The organism is Echinicola arenosa (genome assembly GCF_014841125.1).
GTDB classification, from domain to species: Bacteria; Bacteroidota; Bacteroidia; order Cytophagales; family Cyclobacteriaceae; genus Echinicola; species Echinicola arenosa.
Map to the genome: position 1 here is coordinate 558,761 of NZ_JACYTQ010000002.1, position 18,182 is coordinate 576,942.

Consider the following 18,182-nt stretch of genomic DNA (forward strand, 5'->3'; position numbering starts at 1 on the left):
GGAGAATTATAAATAATTTTGGGTTAGATTTAGAAGGTCGGGATTTTTTACTTGATTGAATTCAAATAATTTTCCAACATGGTATAACCTTCTTTAATAAGATTTCTATCTGCACCATCGGTAGGATTAAGACCATTCTCCAATTCCCATTCATCTGGCATTCCATCATGATCGGAGTCTTTAGGAGCTGGTAAACTCTTGAGTTCAGGCCATCCACCTACATCGTTTTGGGAATCAATGATTCCTGATTTTTTTGAAGGATCGATCAATGAGTGATCCTTTCTGTAAGTTCCTCCTTCATATGTTGTAGATCCTCCTTTTGTCTCGTTGACTATCCTGATATCCACTTCATCTCGTTTTGGCAGGATAGCGCCGGCGTTTGCTAATACCAATTCAAAAGCTTCTTCGGCCTTTTGTTGGTTTATGGGCATGGCATCCCACGGTTTATTTAGCTTCACAAATTTCAAGTTTTCTTCCCCTCCTTGAGGCTGCACTCCGCCTTCCCAATTGTTGGCAGTCACTTTCTCATTGCCTATCATGACATTCTCAGCAATATACCATTTTCCAAAATCACTCGTAGTATCCCGCATATTAGGGTTTACAAGTCTATATCGAACTTCTCCCTTCTCGGTAGCGGGTCCTGGTTTATAGTAGTTTGCGACCATATTGATCGTCGAAAATGCGAACTTCGGATTATTTACTTGTTGGTTTTCTCCTCCATAAGTGCTGTTGTATCCCCAATTATAGACCACATTATTTCTATAATCTGTAAAGCCAGAACCTGACGCCATTCTTGGGTTTCGGCTACCATGATGAGCGAAAAGATTATGGTGATAGCTACCGTAGTTGGATCCCCAAATTCCACCAAAACCATGAGCTCCTTTGATATGATTGGAGTCATGCATGCTCTCCGAAATTATACACCATTGTACAGTAATACTGTCGCAATGGTATATGGACATGGTTTCATCCACACTCCAGCTTGCAGAAATATGATCTAAAATAATGTGTTTGGTATATCTACTTGAAACAGCATCTGTGTCCTCTCCAGATTCGTTACCGAGTCTTACTCTTATAAACCGAATGATCACATGATCAGCATCGATCATCAGAGGAAATTTTTTGAGGCAAACCCCATCTCCAGGAGCTGTTTGACCAGCTATGGTGATATAGGGATTTTTGATTCGAAGTGGGCTTTCTAATTCGATGGTTCCTGAAACTTTGAATACAACAGTTCTAGCCCCTTTTGCTTCCACAGCAGCTCTCAAACTCCCTTCCCCATTATCATTCAAATTGGTGACTTCATAAACCGCTCCTCCACGGCCACCTTTGGAAAATTTCCCATAGCCTTCAGCTGTGGGAAAGGCAATTTGTTGGCAAATAGCTGATGTGTACATAATCAGGTTCAAAATGCCTATAAATAAGATTCTTTGCATATTTTGGGAGTATTATTATTTCTTTGAATTTTAATAGATTAAAATTATTTATCGAGCCATTTCCACCTTTCTGCCCAATCCATTAAAAACTCATTTCTATATTTTGAGATGGTCTTGGCGCCTTGCTGATCTTCGATAAAAAGAGTTTCATCTACTTTGTCACTATACCAATTTGCACCTAATCGGTAATCATCTGGTGAAGCATTTCCCGGCCAAGGAAAGGTGCTGATGTAATTTCCTTCCAAACCGTCCAATTCAGAGATAGCGCTACTGGATTTATAATACCCTTTTTCGGGTTTTTTAGACGAATATTTAATCCCATAAATACCATCACCCAAATAATATCCTGGCCAAGTCTGATTTTGAATCTCCATTTCGAACACAACTGAATCCTCGGGGACCTCAAGTTCAGGCCCTTCAAATCTCCACTCAATAGTTCCATAGGCCGCCACCTTATCTTCTAATGAACTTCCTCTTAGAAATACATTTCTTGAACTGCGATTGATCTTTTCAAAACTTCCACCCCAGCTTTCTCCGGTAGGTTCGTTTGGGTCACCGTTCATAAGATAAACCAGTGAAGGAGTGTCGCCCATTTTGATATTTCCATCATAATACTTGATAAAATCCTGGCCCATGGCTCCTCGACCATCAATGTAGTTTTTGTAAAAGGCGTCTCCTTTTAGATCCTCTGGCGAATCCTCATCCATAAACCATCCTCTGTAGGTGGAATTTGCCTCTATCATCCAAAGGTCAGGATGATGTTCAGCTATATAGGAATAGGCATTGATACTCCACTTTTTATTGGGGCCGCCTATCCAATACACTCTGATATTTTCTTTGATTTCGGGAGCATCATGAAGTGCCTGTGCAAGATCTTCAATCCCTCCCCAAACAAGTACCCATAGCGGTTGCTCACTTTCTTTCTTGGCACATTTTATAATCCATTCTGAACCTTCCGTAGGAGTGGTATAGCCTCTAAAAGGAGCGGCATCTTTTCCGCCTTGCTTGGTAATGGATCTTAGGGATATTGGAGTTGGAAATTCTGGAGCATGCCTTAAAAGTCGATTGTAATCTATTTCATATAGATCGATCATATCTTGAAAATCCTTGGTGCTGCCTTCTCCATAAGGTGATGAAATCAAGCCTTCGATCTGGAATTGATCTGCATACATCAATAGATGAATCATCGATTGAAAATCATCGGGATCCGTTCCTCCTATATCTGAGCTGATCAATACCCTTGGCCTAAGAACTTTTTTCTCATGTTCCTTGCAGCCAAATAAGAAAGCAAAAAACAGGACCCCTATTAAACCTGATATACTTTGACTTTTCAACTTCATTCTTTGGATTTACCTATTGACCCTTTGGTTAATATTTTAACATAACTCATGAAATGTAAATTTATTCTCGTATTTACAGAAAAACTACCTACATTTCTGTATAAACCTATCAAAATCCTAGATGATAAATACTTTTGATGAAAGACGAAATGAGTTTAAACCTTATGGATTGACTTGTGAGCTATGGTCTCCAAGCATAATGAGAAAGCCTGATAGACACAATGAAATTGAAATAAACTATTTCCCGGAAGTTGGCATTACTTATCTTATTCAAGGAAATAAAGTAGTTGTTCCACCTAAAAAACTGACTGTTTTTTGGGGGCTTATTCCCCATCAAATTATTGATTTCAATAATGATAAGCCATATTACGTCTGCACGGTACCATTCTCACTTTTTTTGGAATGGAAGCTTTCTGTTCCTTTTGTGGATAAGCTGCTTAAAGGTGACGTGCTATTTGAAGCTTCTGAGGAGCGTTCGAAGTACGATGAGTATCTTTTCAAAAACTGGCTGGCAGATATCAATGTAAATGAAGCCGCAGAAGTTGCGTTGCTCGAAATACATGCAAGATTGAGAAGAATGTCTATAGGCAATTACTCTTCTGAAAAAAAGGAATACCCATCACTTCAATACAATGAAATCAGTCAGGTAGAACGGATTGCTATTTTTATTGCTCAAAATTATTCGGATCCTATCAAAGTATCTTCAATTGGTCAGGCTGTGGGTTTGAATCCTGACCACGCTAATTCGATTTTCAAGAGGACATTTGGAAGTACGCTAAGCGAATACATCACAGAGGAAAGAATCTCTCATGCGCAGAGGAAGTTGGTAGCGACAGACAAAAGCATCACAGATATCGCGTTTGATTGTGGTTTCAATTCTATCAGTCGCTTTAATGCAGCTTTTCTGAAAATCAATGGGTGTACACCAAGAGAATTTAGGAAGAGGTATTTGTTGAACAGATAACAATAAATCTTCCAATTAAAGAAAAAAGTAAGATGGGGACAAATAGATGAACAGGTTCATTTTGCTTTTATAGCGCTAAATTTATTTGAATCGTATAATTCAAAAGGGGCTCACATTACCAAGCAAGCCCGTTATTCAATTCAAATTTTTAAATGATCTTTTTTCTTTTTGATGTAAAAAGCAGAAAATCGACCTATTTACATATGTACAAATTTTAGAAAACGAACCTTTGATTTATTATTGAATTCTTTTGCATGTTTCTGAATATCATTTCCACCTCGTAAAATTCGTACGGTACGAGTTATACGAATCCTGCAATGATTTCTATAGAAAATTTTAGTATGCATTTTTTCTTGGTTACCATACAGTTCCTAATAGAGGCCATAATGGTCCACAGGGTTTGAGCTTTGTAAAGCTAAAGAGTTCCCACATATTGTAAAAGGGCTGAAATCAGGAAAAGGTGATTGACACTGCACACCCTGCGTCATAGCTTTGCTGTCCACTAATTGGAAAACTGTACGGACATACGATATATCCAGACACTTCTGGGTCACAATAGCCCAAAGACAACCATGCTTTATACCCACGTGAGTGAAAATAAGTTGCAAAAAATAAGCAGCCCTTTTGCGGGCAAAACTGTCAATCCAACCAGAAGTTTCAAGCAGCGAAGCCTAAGAACCTTCTGAAAACCCCGTCATGAAAAGATTCATAAAAGACAAATGCCCATAGCAGCGCCCGGCTTAGTTCAACTATGTTTTAACCGTAATTTTGATAGTCTTAAGAAAATAGTTTATTTTTTGCCTAGATTGCGTTTAAAACTCTTTACGTTTGCCGCATACCAGCACTATTAACATTGCCCATCAAATGAATCGACTGATAATAATCTTTCTATCGCCAATAATTTTTTCGTGTTGCAATAGTGACCCGTCCATTGGATCAGAAGTGAAACCACGTGTAATTGTCACTTCAGATGGTGAAATAGACGATGAATGTTCGTTAGTTCGGTTTTTACTTTATACGAACGAATGGGACGTAGAAGGCATCATTACTTCAAGCTCTCAATATCATTGGCAAGGTCATAGATGGGCAGGGAATGATTGGGCAGTTCCCTACCTGGATGCTTACGAAAAAGTTTACCCTAACCTCCTTGAGCACGACAAAGATTATCCATCCCCTGATTATCTCAAATCTGTCACTTTGCTGGGTAATGTAGCAAATGAAGGTGAGATGGATTCCATTACACCCGGCTCTCAGCATATTGTCAATGTATTGCTGGACGAATCAGATGACCGCCCTGTTTGGGTTCAGGCATGGGGTGGTTCCAATACCATTGCACGAGCATTGAAGACCATAGAAGAAGATTACCCTGATAAAATGGAAATTGTAGCTAATAAACTCCGATTGTTTTTGATATGGGAGCAAGATTCGACCTACCAGTCTTACATTCGTCCACATTGGGGGAAATACAATATTCCTACAATCATCAGTGACCAATTTTGGGCTATTGCCTACCAATGGGACAAAGTTATGCCCGAGGATAAAATCGATTACTTCAAAGTGGACTGGATGAAAACGAATATTCTGGAAGGACATGGCCCACTTTGCTCATTATATCAGGCCTATCAGGGCGGCAATGATAACGAAGGCTGGGGAGCGGGTAACCCAAAGCAGAAAGGCTCTTTTCGATCGGAAGGTGATTCACCCGCCTTCTTACACACTATCCCAACCGGATTGCGCAATATGGAATCTCCTGTTTTTGGTGGGTGGGGCGGCAGATATGTACATGTCAGGGAAAATACCTGGCTAGATCCCGTTCCTTTTGACGATTATGAATATCCCGAAGGCAGATGGTACACCAAATCAGCCTGGGGAAGAAATTACATGAGGTCTGTTTACCCGGAAAATCAGGATCAGATGAACGTGTATTTTAAACCCATGACACGTTGGGCAGATGCTATACAAAATGACTTTGCTGCGCGTGCCGACTGGTGTGTTAAAAGTTTCAAAGATGCCAATCATCAACCAGTGGTACAGCTTAACCATAAGGTTGATCTGGTAGCCTACCCCGGTGATGATGTAAGACTCAATGCTGAAGGCAGCTATGACCCGGATGACGATAAATTATATTGTAAATGGTGGCAATATGAGGAGGCTGATACTTATGAGGGGATTGTGAAAATTGATCAACCGGAAAGTTTTAACACGAATTTTACAATTCCTGCTGATGCTAATCAAGGTGAAACCATTCATATCATCTGTGAAGTTCGAGACAATGGCACCCCTAACCTGACGCGATACAAGAGAGTGATAATAACCGTAAAATAGGATGTAGAATATTTAAAAAACCCAATTATGAAAAATCTGCTATTCCCCATGGCGCTACTGATCGTTTCGTGTGCATATGCCCTTCAGCTCGCATTCCCTACAACCGAAGGTTATGGGAAATTCGCCAAGGGAGGAAGAGGAGGTACCGTTCATTAAGTTACCAACCTTAGGGACAATGGAAAAGGCAGCCTAAGGCTACTGTAGATGCCGAAGGCCCACTAACGGTTGTTTTAAGGTCTCTTGAAACATAGAGCTGGAGAGCCCGATAAGTATCAAAAATCCCTACATTACAATTGCTGGACAGACTGCCCCGGGGATGGGATTTGCTTAAAAAAACATCCGTTACAAATAAATAATGACCATGTGATCATTAGATATATCCGGGTGCGTCCAGGTGATTTGTCAGGCAATGACTATGATGCAGTTTCCGGTCGGTATTTCAAACATGCAATTATCAATCTTGTTTCTGCCAGCTGGAGTATCGATGAGTGTATGTCCATCTATCATTGTGACAGTATCACCGTGCAGTGGAGTATGATTACCGAAAGTCTGAGTGGCTCAAACCACGTAAAAGGTTCTCATGGGTTCGGCGGTATATGGGTCTCCAACTATGGTACTTACCATCACAATTTACTTGCACATACACTGGAAGGCTCCTACCATAAACTGCTCAAAAAGCTCGAAAAAACCCATGTGCTCATCTTGGACGACTTTGGCCTGGCCCCGATGGATGGACAGGCCATGATGGCCCTAATGGACATCATGGAAGACCGCTATGAGAAAAGCTCAACGATCATTGCATCACAGATACCGGTCAGTCAATGGCATGGAACCATTGGTGATGACAGCATTGCAGATGCCGTGCTCGACAGGCTCGTATACTCCTCACATAAGATAGAAATGGAAGGAGAATCCATGAGAAGCAAAAAGAAGTTGGACAATTAAATTTTAACCCTATTATTGCATTTGGAAAATGGCCCAATGATTCCCGGAATCCGTGACCCAGTATGCGCCGGTGCCCCCCCTGTTAAGCGCTCGGACATCACCTATACCTTCCAAAAATTGAGTAACAATACAGTTCTAAAAGGGGGACAAAAAAGGGGACGATAAGGGGGACAAATTTGAGTCATTTGAAACCAATTGGAATTGAATTGAATCAAATTTATTATACAAACTACATCAGGAACCCTATAAAACACAAAAAGTTGAACACAAAGGTTCAACTAATTGTTTAGTAGCGGGAACTGGACTCGAACCAGTGACCTTCGGGTTATGAGCCCGACGAGCTACCAACTGCTCCATCCCGCGATATATCTTTATATTATTTATATCTTTTATCTAAATTAAAGGCGAAGATAGCGTTTCTGACCCCCTGTTTCCTTTATTGTGATACAAAGGTACGTAGATATTATGAAAAATCAAGTACCTTTGTAAAAAATTATTCATATGACCGAAAAAACACACAAGGCTGGTTTCGTTAATATCATCGGAAAACCCAATGTCGGCAAGTCTACATTAATGAATGCCCTTGTAGGTGAGCGACTTTCAATTATTTCATCCAAAGCCCAAACAACAAGGCATCGGATTTTGGGATTGATGAACGATGAGAATTATCAAATCGTTTTTTCGGATACCCCTGGTATGCTCAAACCAAAATACGAGCTGCACAAGAGTATGATGAGCTTTGTAAACCTTTCTCTGGAGGATGCCGATGTCATTGTTTTTGTGACGGACTTATTTGAAACAGAAGATGAGATCCAAGAAGTTATTGAAAAAATGAATGCTTCAGGGGTCCCGATCTTGCTAGTGATAAATAAGATTGATCTATCCAAAGACAATAAACTGGAAGAGACTACCCATTACTGGACAGAAAGAATCAAAGCGGATACTGTCATCCCGATTTCTGCCACCGAAAATTTCAATATCGAAAGGATATTACAGGAAATCCTTGACCGACTTCCTGTTCATCCCCCATATTATGATAAAGAGGAACTAACCGACAGACCTGAGCGTTTCTTCGCTTCCGAGATCATCCGGGAAAAGATTTTCACCAATTATAAAAAGGAAATCCCCTATAGTACAGAAGTGGCTATCGACCAATTTATCGAAGAAGATAAAATCATCAGAATCAGGGCATTGATTTTCGTCGAACGATCTAGCCAAAAAGGCATTATTATTGGCGAAAAGGGAAAAGCACTTAAAAAAGTAGGTACAGAAGCGAGAGAAGCGCTCGAAACCTTCTTTAATAAAAAAGTTTTTCTCGAAACCCACGTCAAGGTGGAAGATGATTGGAGAAAAAATAAAAATAAATTACGAAAATTTGGTTACGACCAATAAATATAAAGCACAAAGAGAATGTCTAACATCGTAGCAATAGTAGGAAGACCCAATGTGGGTAAATCCACCTTTTTCAACCGACTGGTAGAGGAAAGAAAGGCCATTGAAGATAATGTCAGTGGGGTAACAAGGGACCGCCATTATGGCCATGCCCAGTGGGGGGGGAAATTCTTCTCAGTCATTGACACTGGTGGGTACGTTACGGGTTCTGATGATGTATTCGAAGCAGAAATCCGGAAACAAGTTAACCTAGCTTTGGAAGAAGCATCTGTTATACTCTTTGTGGTGGACTGTGTAGATGGCCTTACCGACCTGGACAAGGAATTTGCTAATGAACTTCGCAGTTCCAAAAAGCCGATCTACATTGTAGCCAACAAAGCCGATACCCAAGAAAGAGCTTTTATGGCCAATGAGTTCTATGAACTGGGCATTGGCCATGATCAGGTATTTCCTATTGCAGCTGTAAGTGGAAGCGGTACAGGTGACCTTTTAGATGTATTGATCCAAAACTTTGACGATGAAGGAATCGAAGACCCCGATGCAGGAATTCCTAAAATTGCGATTCTTGGAAGACCCAATGTAGGGAAATCCTCCTTCCTCAATGCCTTACTTGGAACCGAAAGAACCATCGTGACCGATGAAGCAGGTACTACCAGAGACACTATAAACTCACACTACACACTTTTCGGAAAGAACTTTATCATCTCGGATACTGCTGGGATCCGTAAAAAATCAAGAGTAAAGGAAGACATTGAGTTTTATTCCGTCATGCGTTCTTTACGCACATTGGAAGACTCTGATGTAATCATTATTATGGTCGATGCCACAAGAGGTTTAGAAGCTCAAGATGTCAATCTAATTTCATTGGCCATCAAAAATAACAAGGGATTGATGATCATGGTCAACAAATGGGACCTTATCGAAAAAGACCATAAGACCATGGACAAGTTTAAAGAAAATATGATGGAAAAATTGGGTGAAAATAAATGGATCCCGATCATATTTACTTCTATGCTCACCAAGCAGCGAATTTTCCAAGCCATCGAGTTGGCGGTACAGGTTTACGAAAACAAAACCAAGAAGATTTCCACTTCTAAATTAAACGATCAAATCCTACCAGAGATCGAAAGATATCCGCCACCAGCATGGAAAGGAAAGTACATCAAGATCAAATATATTACCCAATTGCCAACTAAAAATCCGGTGTTTGCTTTCTTCTGCAATTTGCCCCAATACCTGAAAGCTCCCTACACCAGATACCTGGAAAACAGAATAAGAGAACACTTTGATTTTCAAGGAGTTCCGATCAAAATTACTTATAAGAAAAAATAAAAAATATTTTTGATCAAATTGCTTGAATATTTGATAAGCGGTATTACATTTGCGTGCTTATTTTAAGAATCAAACACATGAAAAAAGTATTTGTTTTGTTCGCCCTAGCTGGTCTGGTAATGACCACATCTTGCGGCAAAAAAGAAGTTGAACAAACTGAAGAAATCATCGAAAACCAAGTTGAAGAGACTGAGGAGATCATCGATGATTCAGTGGAAGAACTTGATGAAACAGTTGAAGACACTGTAGACTCAGTGGAAGTAACTGTGGAGGAGGTAACCGAAGAAGTTAACGGTTAATCCAATTACATTTGATTGAAATTTTATGGGGAGCACTGAGCAATCGGTGCTCTTTTTTTATTTTATTAGTACTGGAATGGAAAAGGATGTCAAATTGGAAATATTGCAAATCTTCAAGCAGCAGGTTCCTGAAAATGCAGTTCAATACTGTTGGGACTTGTGGCATGAAGACCCTTTTCATTTCAAAATCAGCAATTCCCGAAAAACCAAGCTAGGTGACTTCAGGTACAGGACAGACCAAGAAATTCAAAAGATCACCATAAACCACGACCTGAATATCTACCAATTTCTCATTACCTATATCCATGAGGTGGCCCACCATCGAACTTTTCAAAAATATGGACTGAAGACCAAGCCACATGGAATAGAATGGAAAAAAACCTTTCAGCAATTGCTCTCACCTCTTTTGTCAGATTTGATATTCCCAAAGGACATCTTGCTTCCGCTAAAAAGGCATATGCAAAACCCTAAAGCCTCTTCAGGGGCGGACTTTTGGTTGAGCAAGGAATTACGGAAATATGATTCCTTTCGACATAAAGCCATCTATCTTGATGAAATCAAGATTGGAAGTCACTTTGAAATAAAAGGTCGACAATTCAAAAAAGTACAACCCAGAAGAACTAGGGTATTGTGCGAGGAAATCCCCAGTGGAAAACGCTACTTAATCTCTGGTCATGCTGAGGTAAAGCCCATCTGAGATTCAACTTAATTAACGCCCACCCACATACTGTGAAATATTTGATAGTTAACAGTTGACAGTATGGATTTAAAAAGCTTACCACTTACAACAGCAGTTTAATCCTTTCGACTTTATTTTGCCATTTAACCTCCAGGATAACCAGCCCAGAACCAAAACCACTTAAAAGCTGATTCACCTTAACATTTAATTCATCTATTGAGGTTGCAGTAAGCACATTGGCTTGTATCAAAGAATTATAAGCAGTAAGTTCAATTAACCCGTCTTCGAACTTACCAGCGTTCACCAAAGAAAGCTTCACTGGGTTACCTTTCGCTGGATTTGGATAAGCACGCCAAGTATTTTTGGAATTCATGGTCGCGGGAACATCCACAGCAACAGTTTTACTAAAACTACTCCCTCCCTTTTCACCGATTTGCTTAACCCTATAGTATAATCTTTCACCAGAAAAAGAGAGCTGGTCATCAACAAAAGCATGCGAACCATTAACATCTGGCAAAACAGAACCCATTAATTCAAAAGAATCAACCCCTCCGATAGATCGGTAAACCTCATAGCTAGCAATATTTTCAATACCAGAAACCTTCCAAATTATTTCTATTTGATGATCACTTGAAATATAACTTGCATTAACATATTCCCATGAGACGGGAAGTACTACAGCACAGTTATTTGCATCGGTTGCAGATTGATAGCAAGAATAATCTAATATAGAAAAACTACCTATATCCCCATCTCTTATACCATCAACAATGAAGGTAGCATAATCCGACATTTGTACAGGATTCGTTGAATTTATATCTAGTATACCAGTTACAGTCGCTGTTGTATTACCACTCATTCTCAGCAATCCTCCACCTGACATAACCATATCCCCACCAACTGAAATATCTGCCTCATCGGCCATATCTAACGTACCATTTCCCAAAGTGAACATTTCTCCTACATTGATAGCTGAATTATTTGTAGCGTTTAGAATCCCTCCAGAATCAAATTTCAATGACTTAGTAATTAGATCTCCTTTCAAATTTAAAGTAGTACTACTATGGATTGTTGCACTATTAATAACTATGAGTTTAGATCCTTCCTCAACATTAACTACTGCACTATTTGACTCTAGCACTAGATCTCTCACAACTACGGTACTGTTTCCAGAAATATTAAGGACTCCTGCTCTATTGACCAACAAACTTCCATTAGTTACATCTAAATACCCACCATTTGTCACATTTATAACTACATTTTTGGGATCAGGTAAACTTGACCCATTAACATCAAACTTTAAATCTCCTGAAAAAGTTAATTTTCCCAATGGGCCAGAAACGGTTAGGCTTTTAAAATATCCTCCCCCAAACGATGTAGACAAATCGAAGTTAACATTATGATCAACATAAACATCTACCTGACAATCCGGCCAATAAGTACTGGTTTGAGGATACGTATTCAAGTTTCCACAACCATTAGGGTTAGTTCTTGTCCATATAGATGAATTACTCCAATTCCCATCTTGATTTGAGGTAAAGGTTTGCCCACTCACTTTTTCTCGGAAGAAAAGTAAAGCAAGTAATATTAGTAACCATTTGAGCCTAAAAGGAAAGGCACAATAACTACGAAACAAACCTAACATAAATCTATAAATCGATAAAACTAAGAGATGGGTGAATCCGCTTAGCTTGGGGTGATCATTCTTTTCATAACAGGGCACCGCTTTTGATTACATATTAATCGACTTAAACCACAAAACAGTGTCATTTAAAGACAAATGTAACAAAACTCATTCCTTAAGAAAGAGTTTCCTGTATTTTTTTTAATTAATTCATAATTTATTTTTTGTCGATCAAATACATTATTAAGTATTTAATTTTTAATCAAATTACAATTCATGTATAATTTTCTTACAGAAATTTTGATTTGTTTTGATTTGAAGAACCAATCCTTTCATATTTAAAAAATTTACTACAAACAAGTAGATACCATAACATGCTCACTTCAATAGCACTTTTAGATATTCTACTTTTCCCCCCCATTCAATTTCTATAAGCACTAAACCACTCTGGTACCCTAAAAGCATTTCGACTAACTTTTCATTTAACTCCCAAACGCCCCCAGCCGTAAATTGCTCAGACATATTAAAGCTACTAATGACTCTAATGTTGATCTCACCTCCGCTATAGACATCTCCATCCATTAAACCAATTCGAATATCTTTGGCCTTGCCTGGATTGGGATAAACTTTCCATGCTCCCTTCTGCTCTGGTAAATCAGGAATATTCAAAGCGACCGTTTGACTATAAGAAAAGCTACCATCAAGGCCTACTTCTTTCACTCTATAATACAGCCTTTGGCCAAAAAGTGGAAGCTTATGATCCTCAACCTTATACTCAGATGGCCTATCTGACCATCCCACCGCAGGTACTTCATATAATTTCACGAAACTGGACACACCATTCTCTGAACGTTCCACTTCAAAATGACTACTCTCCCATTCCTTTGAAGTACTCCAGTGTAATGTAGCTTTCCTATCAGTGTTAGAATACGTAACCTTGAATTTATCCCACTGAACAGGTAAGACGGACAAAGTAAATGATAAGCGAACATAACCATCCGCGCCATCTCCAGCCCTGGCTGCATAGCCAGCCCCACCACCTGATCCAGTATTGGCGGCACCAGAAGAGGCTTCTATAAATATAAATGGACTTGCATTGCCTCCTAAACCTGTAGAACCACCATTACCAGGAACCAAGCCCATCCCCCCTCCTACCGCACCAAAAAGGCCTCCGGATAATGGAGGATTATACCCACCTCCTCCATTCCCTCCAATTGCAGTTGGAATAAAATCTAGTAAATAATAAAATAAGCCATTCACACCCTCCCCATGAGCACCTCCTCCACCTCCTCCAGCGTCATAATCGTTATCTTCACCGTTTCCACCAGGAAAACCTGCCCCACTTTCCCCTCCTGACCCTGCCAAACCTCCTTCGCCTCCCTTACCTCCTGCTGCCGAAATAAAACCAAAGCTTGAACTTCCGCCATTTCCACCATCGGCATTTCCAGAAGGCCCACCAACTCCGCCAGCACCCACTTTGACAGTAAAAGTCATTCCGGGACTTAGCACCGCACTACTTTCTATAACTTGACCTCCGCCACCACCACCAGCACTTGGACTAAGAATATCTCCTCTACCTCCTCCTCCACCTGCTCCTACCACCAAAATCACTGCGTCCACGTGGTCATCATAACCTGGTAAACTTGGCATGGTAAAACTCCAATCACCTGGACAAGTAAACTCCACGGTATAGGTATAACTTCCAGTCACCTCACCTGCATCTGGAACTGAAGGAAGTGGAGGATTCACACACTGGCCCCAGCAAATGCTGATAAGCATTTTATAAAAAACAACCGCATATACCGGCAGTTTAATTGCTCTCAATGACAAAAACCTCAACAATATAATCCTTGAATAAAATGTACTTAAAATGTGTGTGGAAGGAGGGTAATTTACGCTAAAAGACGGACAAGCTTCAAATATGGTTTATACCCTGAACGAGCTGTAGGCCGTTCTTATAAAATAACTCAAAAAGCATTGTCAGTCGGCACTTTCTTAATTTTATCTCAATCATTTTCCAATTTGATTTACAAGTGAATAATGAATAAAAACAATCAATTATTATAAAAAACATGGTAATTAACTCCCTTAAAATAGTCAAAAATACGCACAAACAAAGGCCATAAACAATCAAAAACCACTGTATTTTAATCGGTCAAATACCTATTAATTTTTGCCATAACTAAAATGTATCTACCAATCAAAAATCCGTTTTAAAAAACATTAAAGATCTAGTTCATATAAAATATCATCGATTTTTTTCTACAAGTCTGGAATTAAACAGGAAGGATGTATGTGAGAATATACTGATTTCTATCTGCTGTCATTTCAATCTCTCATTTCTATTAGGCCGAATCTGTATATCCGCTATCTCACCAGTACATTCAACCCTTCAAAACAAATGGTCCATATTAATGAATGTAACATTTTTAACATTGACTCTTTAACCCGTATTTAACCCCTAGTTAAGCCGTGTTTATCCCGTGTTTATCCCGTGTTTCTCTTATCAGTGATTCAGGCTTGTCTACACCTTAAGTCCTGGAAAAACTTGGGTACATCCCTTTCAATGTTTTGGTTATAAGAACCTTGGGAATCCTTCTATCCCTCATCGCGATAAGCCAATATTTTTCCAACTATTAAGGAGCTGAATGGCTGATTTGATTTTTCGAATTGTTGGGGGATCAGATAGCTCAGATAAGATTTTCTTTCTTGCCACATATTTCGACCAACACATAGGTTGCTATCCTACTTGGGTCAAATTGTAGCACAGGGCTTTAATAAATGCATACTGAAGAACAGCTACATTGTAAATGCTTGAGTTGATCCATTTAATAGGTTAAACAAATGATTCACGTGTAAAGAAACATTTATACTAATAGGTATATCCGCAACTGTACCAGAAAAGATTAAAAGCGAATGGAAACGATCGTTTTGTTTGATTGAGGTATCCACTGCTTCAGGATTCAGTTCTATCTGGCAGTTAAACAGGCTTCCGACCACTTAAGCAAAGGATGTATGGTTACTGGCATCATAGCGGATAATGAGATGGCCGAATATAGATCCAGACCTGCCTTGTCATCAGATAGGTAAACACAACCAAAAAAAATATTTTACTTCCAATGTAGGAATCAAATTACCCTAGGAAATATTAATCATATGAAGCCACCTGAATGAGTGGCTTCTGCTCATTTGAGCTGGCTAGGTATTAAATCGAAAAAATCACTTCAATTAAAACTAAATCACCGTTTCAATAACTTAATTCGCTCTACTTGATCACCCCAAAATATCTCTAGCACAGCAACTCCCCTAGAAAATTCATTTAGAAGCTGACCAGCCCGCAAGCTCAATTGCTCTACTCCATTTACCTCAAATTGTTCAGAGCTTCCCTGAACTCCGATCAACCTAAACTGAATGGTCTCTCCCTGATAATTACTGTTGTTCTCCAAGCCTACCTTTATAATATCCCCAGTGGAAGAAGGATTGGGATACAGCTTCCATACACCTGAAACATACACAGCATCCGGTACTTTAATCGCCATTACATCGGTATAAGAATATTTCCCAGTCAAATCCACTTGTTTGATCCTGTAATAAACATTTCCTCCATTTAAAGGTAAAGTCAAATCATTAAACTTATATTGGACTGTTTGATCAGACCAACCTACAGCAGAAACCTCACCTACCTTTTCAAATCTTAAAACATCTCCCACTGACCTTTCTATCTCGAAATGACTGTTCTCCCACTCTTTATGTACTGCCCATTCAATAGCAGCACTTTTATTTTCCTTGATATATTCAGTTGACCATCCTGCCCAATCAACAGGCAAAACTGCCAATACCCTTAACCCAAAATTAGCATTGACTACTGAGGTATTATTTAAACTGAAAGTCTCCAAAACACCATCATTACCTAATAAGTTTACCCCAACAGCGGTGCCTAATTGCTCACCACTATTTTCCCAATTCTCTGGTAAAGATGGCTCTGGACTATCCTCACCCTCTTCCGCATCAACTGTGGACAAAACCACCTTATAACTTCCATCTGGAACCCTCTCAATAGTATAAGTTCCATCTGACTGAACAGAAGCACTCGCAACCACTTTATTGTCCCCATCAATGATCAATGCATAAAGTCCCACTGCTGTAGTAGGTGATCCACTCACCAAGTTATCATCCAGGCCATTTTCATCATTGTAAACATTACCCTGAAAGGTTAAATATCGATAGCCATCTCCCTCATTTACTTCTGTGTAATAAGATGCTGCCCAAGTATTAATAGTATTATTTTGACTAAAGCCATTATCCCCATCCGCATGCCATATGTGGGAAGTCCCTGCTTCTCCAGTAACATTAAGAACGGTCGAAACGGCACTTAATGCATCCCCATCATCCAGACCCACAAATCCTGTTTCCCCATCTCTAGGAATAAGTGAATCATCCCAATAAATATCATTATCCTCAATATTTCCAGGCCTAACATTGGTAATAGTTATTCCTAAACTTTGCTCCATATCATACACTGGAAAGTGAACAGGTGAAAAAATTACTGCCGCAAATACCTCGATCTCTGATCCACTGACGATAACATTTCCATTGGCATCCTTTCCATCCCAATATATTTCATACTTTCCAGGTGCATCATAACTCTCACTCATCACAATATCCACACCCGTATCATACACTCCATTACCATTCAAGTCAATAAGCACATCCACAATACCGGGCAAACTGATCGAGATATCCACCCATGCCTCGCCTCCTTGACCAACGCCATCTTTCTCTTGATAGTCGATCACCAAACTAGCATTGGGAGTTTCAGTAGTAGGCCAAAATTCTTGATCTGGATCATTAACAAAAAGGGGATATTGGTAATTTGAAGAGGTACCACGAATGGACTTCCTGTTATCTACGTGATTTCCTTGATCATTTCTTGGCCCATCTTGATTGGCAAAAAAATTCACAAAACCAGCATTGGAATTAGAAAATTTAGCATGCTTTACAAAACACTCATTTCCACTTCCTCCAAAAGTATCATCTACAGGCACAAAAAAACCAAAGTCACTATGCAATGCTTTATCATTGGCTGCGCCAGCAGTTTCTGGCACATCACTAATGATGCTCCAATATTTACAATATACTCTACCTGGCTTCACTTCATTGCTAGAATTAGCAACTGTAATATCCCAAAAACTAATTGGAAGACCATCAGTTAGAGAATTCCCATCTGAATTTGAAATTTCAACCCAAAAAGCCCTATCCTCTCCTGTGTTGTTGGTAAATGAGTAGGCATCATAACCTCCCGAGCCCACAATTGCATTAGGACCATTGGCCGCAGCTATCGCATTTACGGGTCTACCTGTAATTCCTCCGGTGGAATGGGCATCATATGTATGGTCATCTGCCAACCTCCTGGCTAAACCACTTGTTCCATCTGGGAAAAACCCCACATCGGTATCATCATAATACCAACGAACTCGAATATTGTTACTGTTATTGTAATATGTATACCAACTACTGGAAGAAAAGACATAACTCGTAACTTTTCTAAATCCCCAATGGACCGTTTCTCCAGCTTTCACATAAACATATAGCCTATGATCAGGGTTATAGCCAGTCGAGCTGGATGGCATCATCATATAACCTCTGGTTATATAATGTCCATTCCCGACGGAAGTGGTTCTATGTTCTGGCACCCATAGCCAGCTTCTATTTCCACTTGCTGTACCCCATTCCCCAGAGCCCTCAGCACTGGCTCTAGGACAAAAAGAAATAAAAACAAGTACTGTCCCTATCATTATTTGAAAAAAACACCAAGGGACGCTTTTAGTTTTATGGTTCATGCATCT

The 18,182-nt window shown here is 39.6% G+C and carries 13 protein-coding genes and 1 tRNA gene; 8 read left to right on the forward strand and 6 right to left on the reverse strand.

All coding sequences use genetic code 11. From position 1 onward, the window contains the following. Positions 1 to 47: 47 nt before the first annotated feature. Positions 48 to 1,436, reverse strand: coding sequence for a pectate lyase family protein (locus tag IFO69_RS07115; protein ID WP_192009375.1), 1,389 nt, complete (start codon positions 1,434 to 1,436; stop codon positions 48 to 50). Positions 1,437 to 1,480: 44 nt separating this feature from the next. After that, positions 1,481 to 2,776 (reverse strand): nucleoside hydrolase-like domain-containing protein, encoded by a 1,296-nt coding sequence (locus tag IFO69_RS07120; RefSeq protein ID WP_192009376.1) that lies wholly within the window; start codon positions 2,774 to 2,776, stop codon positions 1,481 to 1,483. A gap of 121 nt (positions 2,777 to 2,897) precedes the next feature. Between IFO69_RS07120 and IFO69_RS07125 the strand changes: the two genes are divergently transcribed. The 4 genes from IFO69_RS07125 (at position 2,898) to IFO69_RS07140 (ending at position 7,010) form a co-directional block, all read left to right on the forward strand. Then, the gene (locus IFO69_RS07125; RefSeq protein WP_192009377.1) at positions 2,898 to 3,740 is read left to right on the forward strand and encodes a helix-turn-helix domain-containing protein; all 843 of its coding nucleotides are present in this window, start codon (positions 2,898 to 2,900) and stop codon (positions 3,738 to 3,740) included. A gap of 942 nt (positions 3,741 to 4,682) precedes the next feature. Then, the gene (locus tag IFO69_RS07130; RefSeq protein ID WP_317173437.1) at positions 4,683 to 6,065 is read left to right on the forward strand and encodes a DUF1593 domain-containing protein; all 1,383 of its coding nucleotides are present in this window, start codon (positions 4,683 to 4,685) and stop codon (positions 6,063 to 6,065) included. A gap of 27 nt (positions 6,066 to 6,092) precedes the next feature. After that, on the forward strand, positions 6,093 to 6,221 hold the full coding sequence (locus IFO69_RS21700) for a hypothetical protein (protein ID WP_262891613.1): 129 nt from the start codon (positions 6,093 to 6,095) through the stop codon (positions 6,219 to 6,221). A 207-nt stretch (positions 6,222 to 6,428) separates the two neighbouring features. Continuing rightward, positions 6,429 to 7,010, forward strand: a complete 582-nt coding sequence (locus IFO69_RS07140; protein WP_317173438.1) for an ATP-binding protein — start codon at positions 6,429 to 6,431, stop codon at positions 7,008 to 7,010. A 290-nt stretch (positions 7,011 to 7,300) separates the two neighbouring features. On the opposite strand, the gene IFO69_RS07145 is transcribed toward IFO69_RS07140, so the two are convergent. Beyond that, positions 7,301 to 7,373 (reverse strand) — tRNA-Met (locus IFO69_RS07145). Between the two features lie 138 nt (positions 7,374 to 7,511). Here IFO69_RS07145 and era point away from each other — a divergent pair. From era to IFO69_RS07165, 4 genes are all read left to right on the forward strand, one after another. Then, positions 7,512 to 8,402 (forward strand): GTPase Era, encoded by an 891-nt coding sequence (era, locus tag IFO69_RS07150; RefSeq protein ID WP_192009379.1) that lies wholly within the window; start codon positions 7,512 to 7,514, stop codon positions 8,400 to 8,402. Between the two features lie 18 nt (positions 8,403 to 8,420). After that, positions 8,421 to 9,734 (forward strand): ribosome biogenesis GTPase Der, encoded by a 1,314-nt coding sequence (der, locus tag IFO69_RS07155; RefSeq protein ID WP_192009380.1) that lies wholly within the window; start codon positions 8,421 to 8,423, stop codon positions 9,732 to 9,734. A 77-nt stretch (positions 9,735 to 9,811) separates the two neighbouring features. Beyond that, positions 9,812 to 10,033, forward strand: coding sequence for a hypothetical protein (locus IFO69_RS07160; protein ID WP_192009381.1), 222 nt, complete (start codon positions 9,812 to 9,814; stop codon positions 10,031 to 10,033). Positions 10,034 to 10,109: 76 nt separating this feature from the next. Then, positions 10,110 to 10,730: a SprT-like domain-containing protein gene (locus IFO69_RS07165; protein ID WP_192009382.1), complete on the forward strand. Its 621-nt coding sequence runs from the start codon at positions 10,110 to 10,112 to the stop codon at positions 10,728 to 10,730. Between the two features lie 85 nt (positions 10,731 to 10,815). Here the strand turns inward: IFO69_RS07165 and IFO69_RS07170 are convergent, their stop codons facing one another. The 3 genes from IFO69_RS07170 to IFO69_RS07180 all read right to left on the reverse strand — a co-directional run bounded on the left by IFO69_RS07170 (position 10,816) and on the right by IFO69_RS07180 (position 18,131). After that, positions 10,816 to 12,357: a hypothetical protein gene (locus IFO69_RS07170; protein ID WP_192009383.1), complete on the reverse strand. Its 1,542-nt coding sequence runs from the start codon at positions 12,355 to 12,357 to the stop codon at positions 10,816 to 10,818. A gap of 357 nt (positions 12,358 to 12,714) precedes the next feature. After that, positions 12,715 to 14,115, reverse strand: coding sequence for a glycine-rich domain-containing protein (locus tag IFO69_RS07175; RefSeq protein ID WP_192009384.1), 1,401 nt, complete (start codon positions 14,113 to 14,115; stop codon positions 12,715 to 12,717). A 1,460-nt stretch (positions 14,116 to 15,575) separates the two neighbouring features. Next, positions 15,576 to 18,131: a hypothetical protein gene (locus IFO69_RS07180; RefSeq protein ID WP_192009385.1), complete on the reverse strand. Its 2,556-nt coding sequence runs from the start codon at positions 18,129 to 18,131 to the stop codon at positions 15,576 to 15,578. Positions 18,132 to 18,182 lie beyond the last annotated feature (51 nt).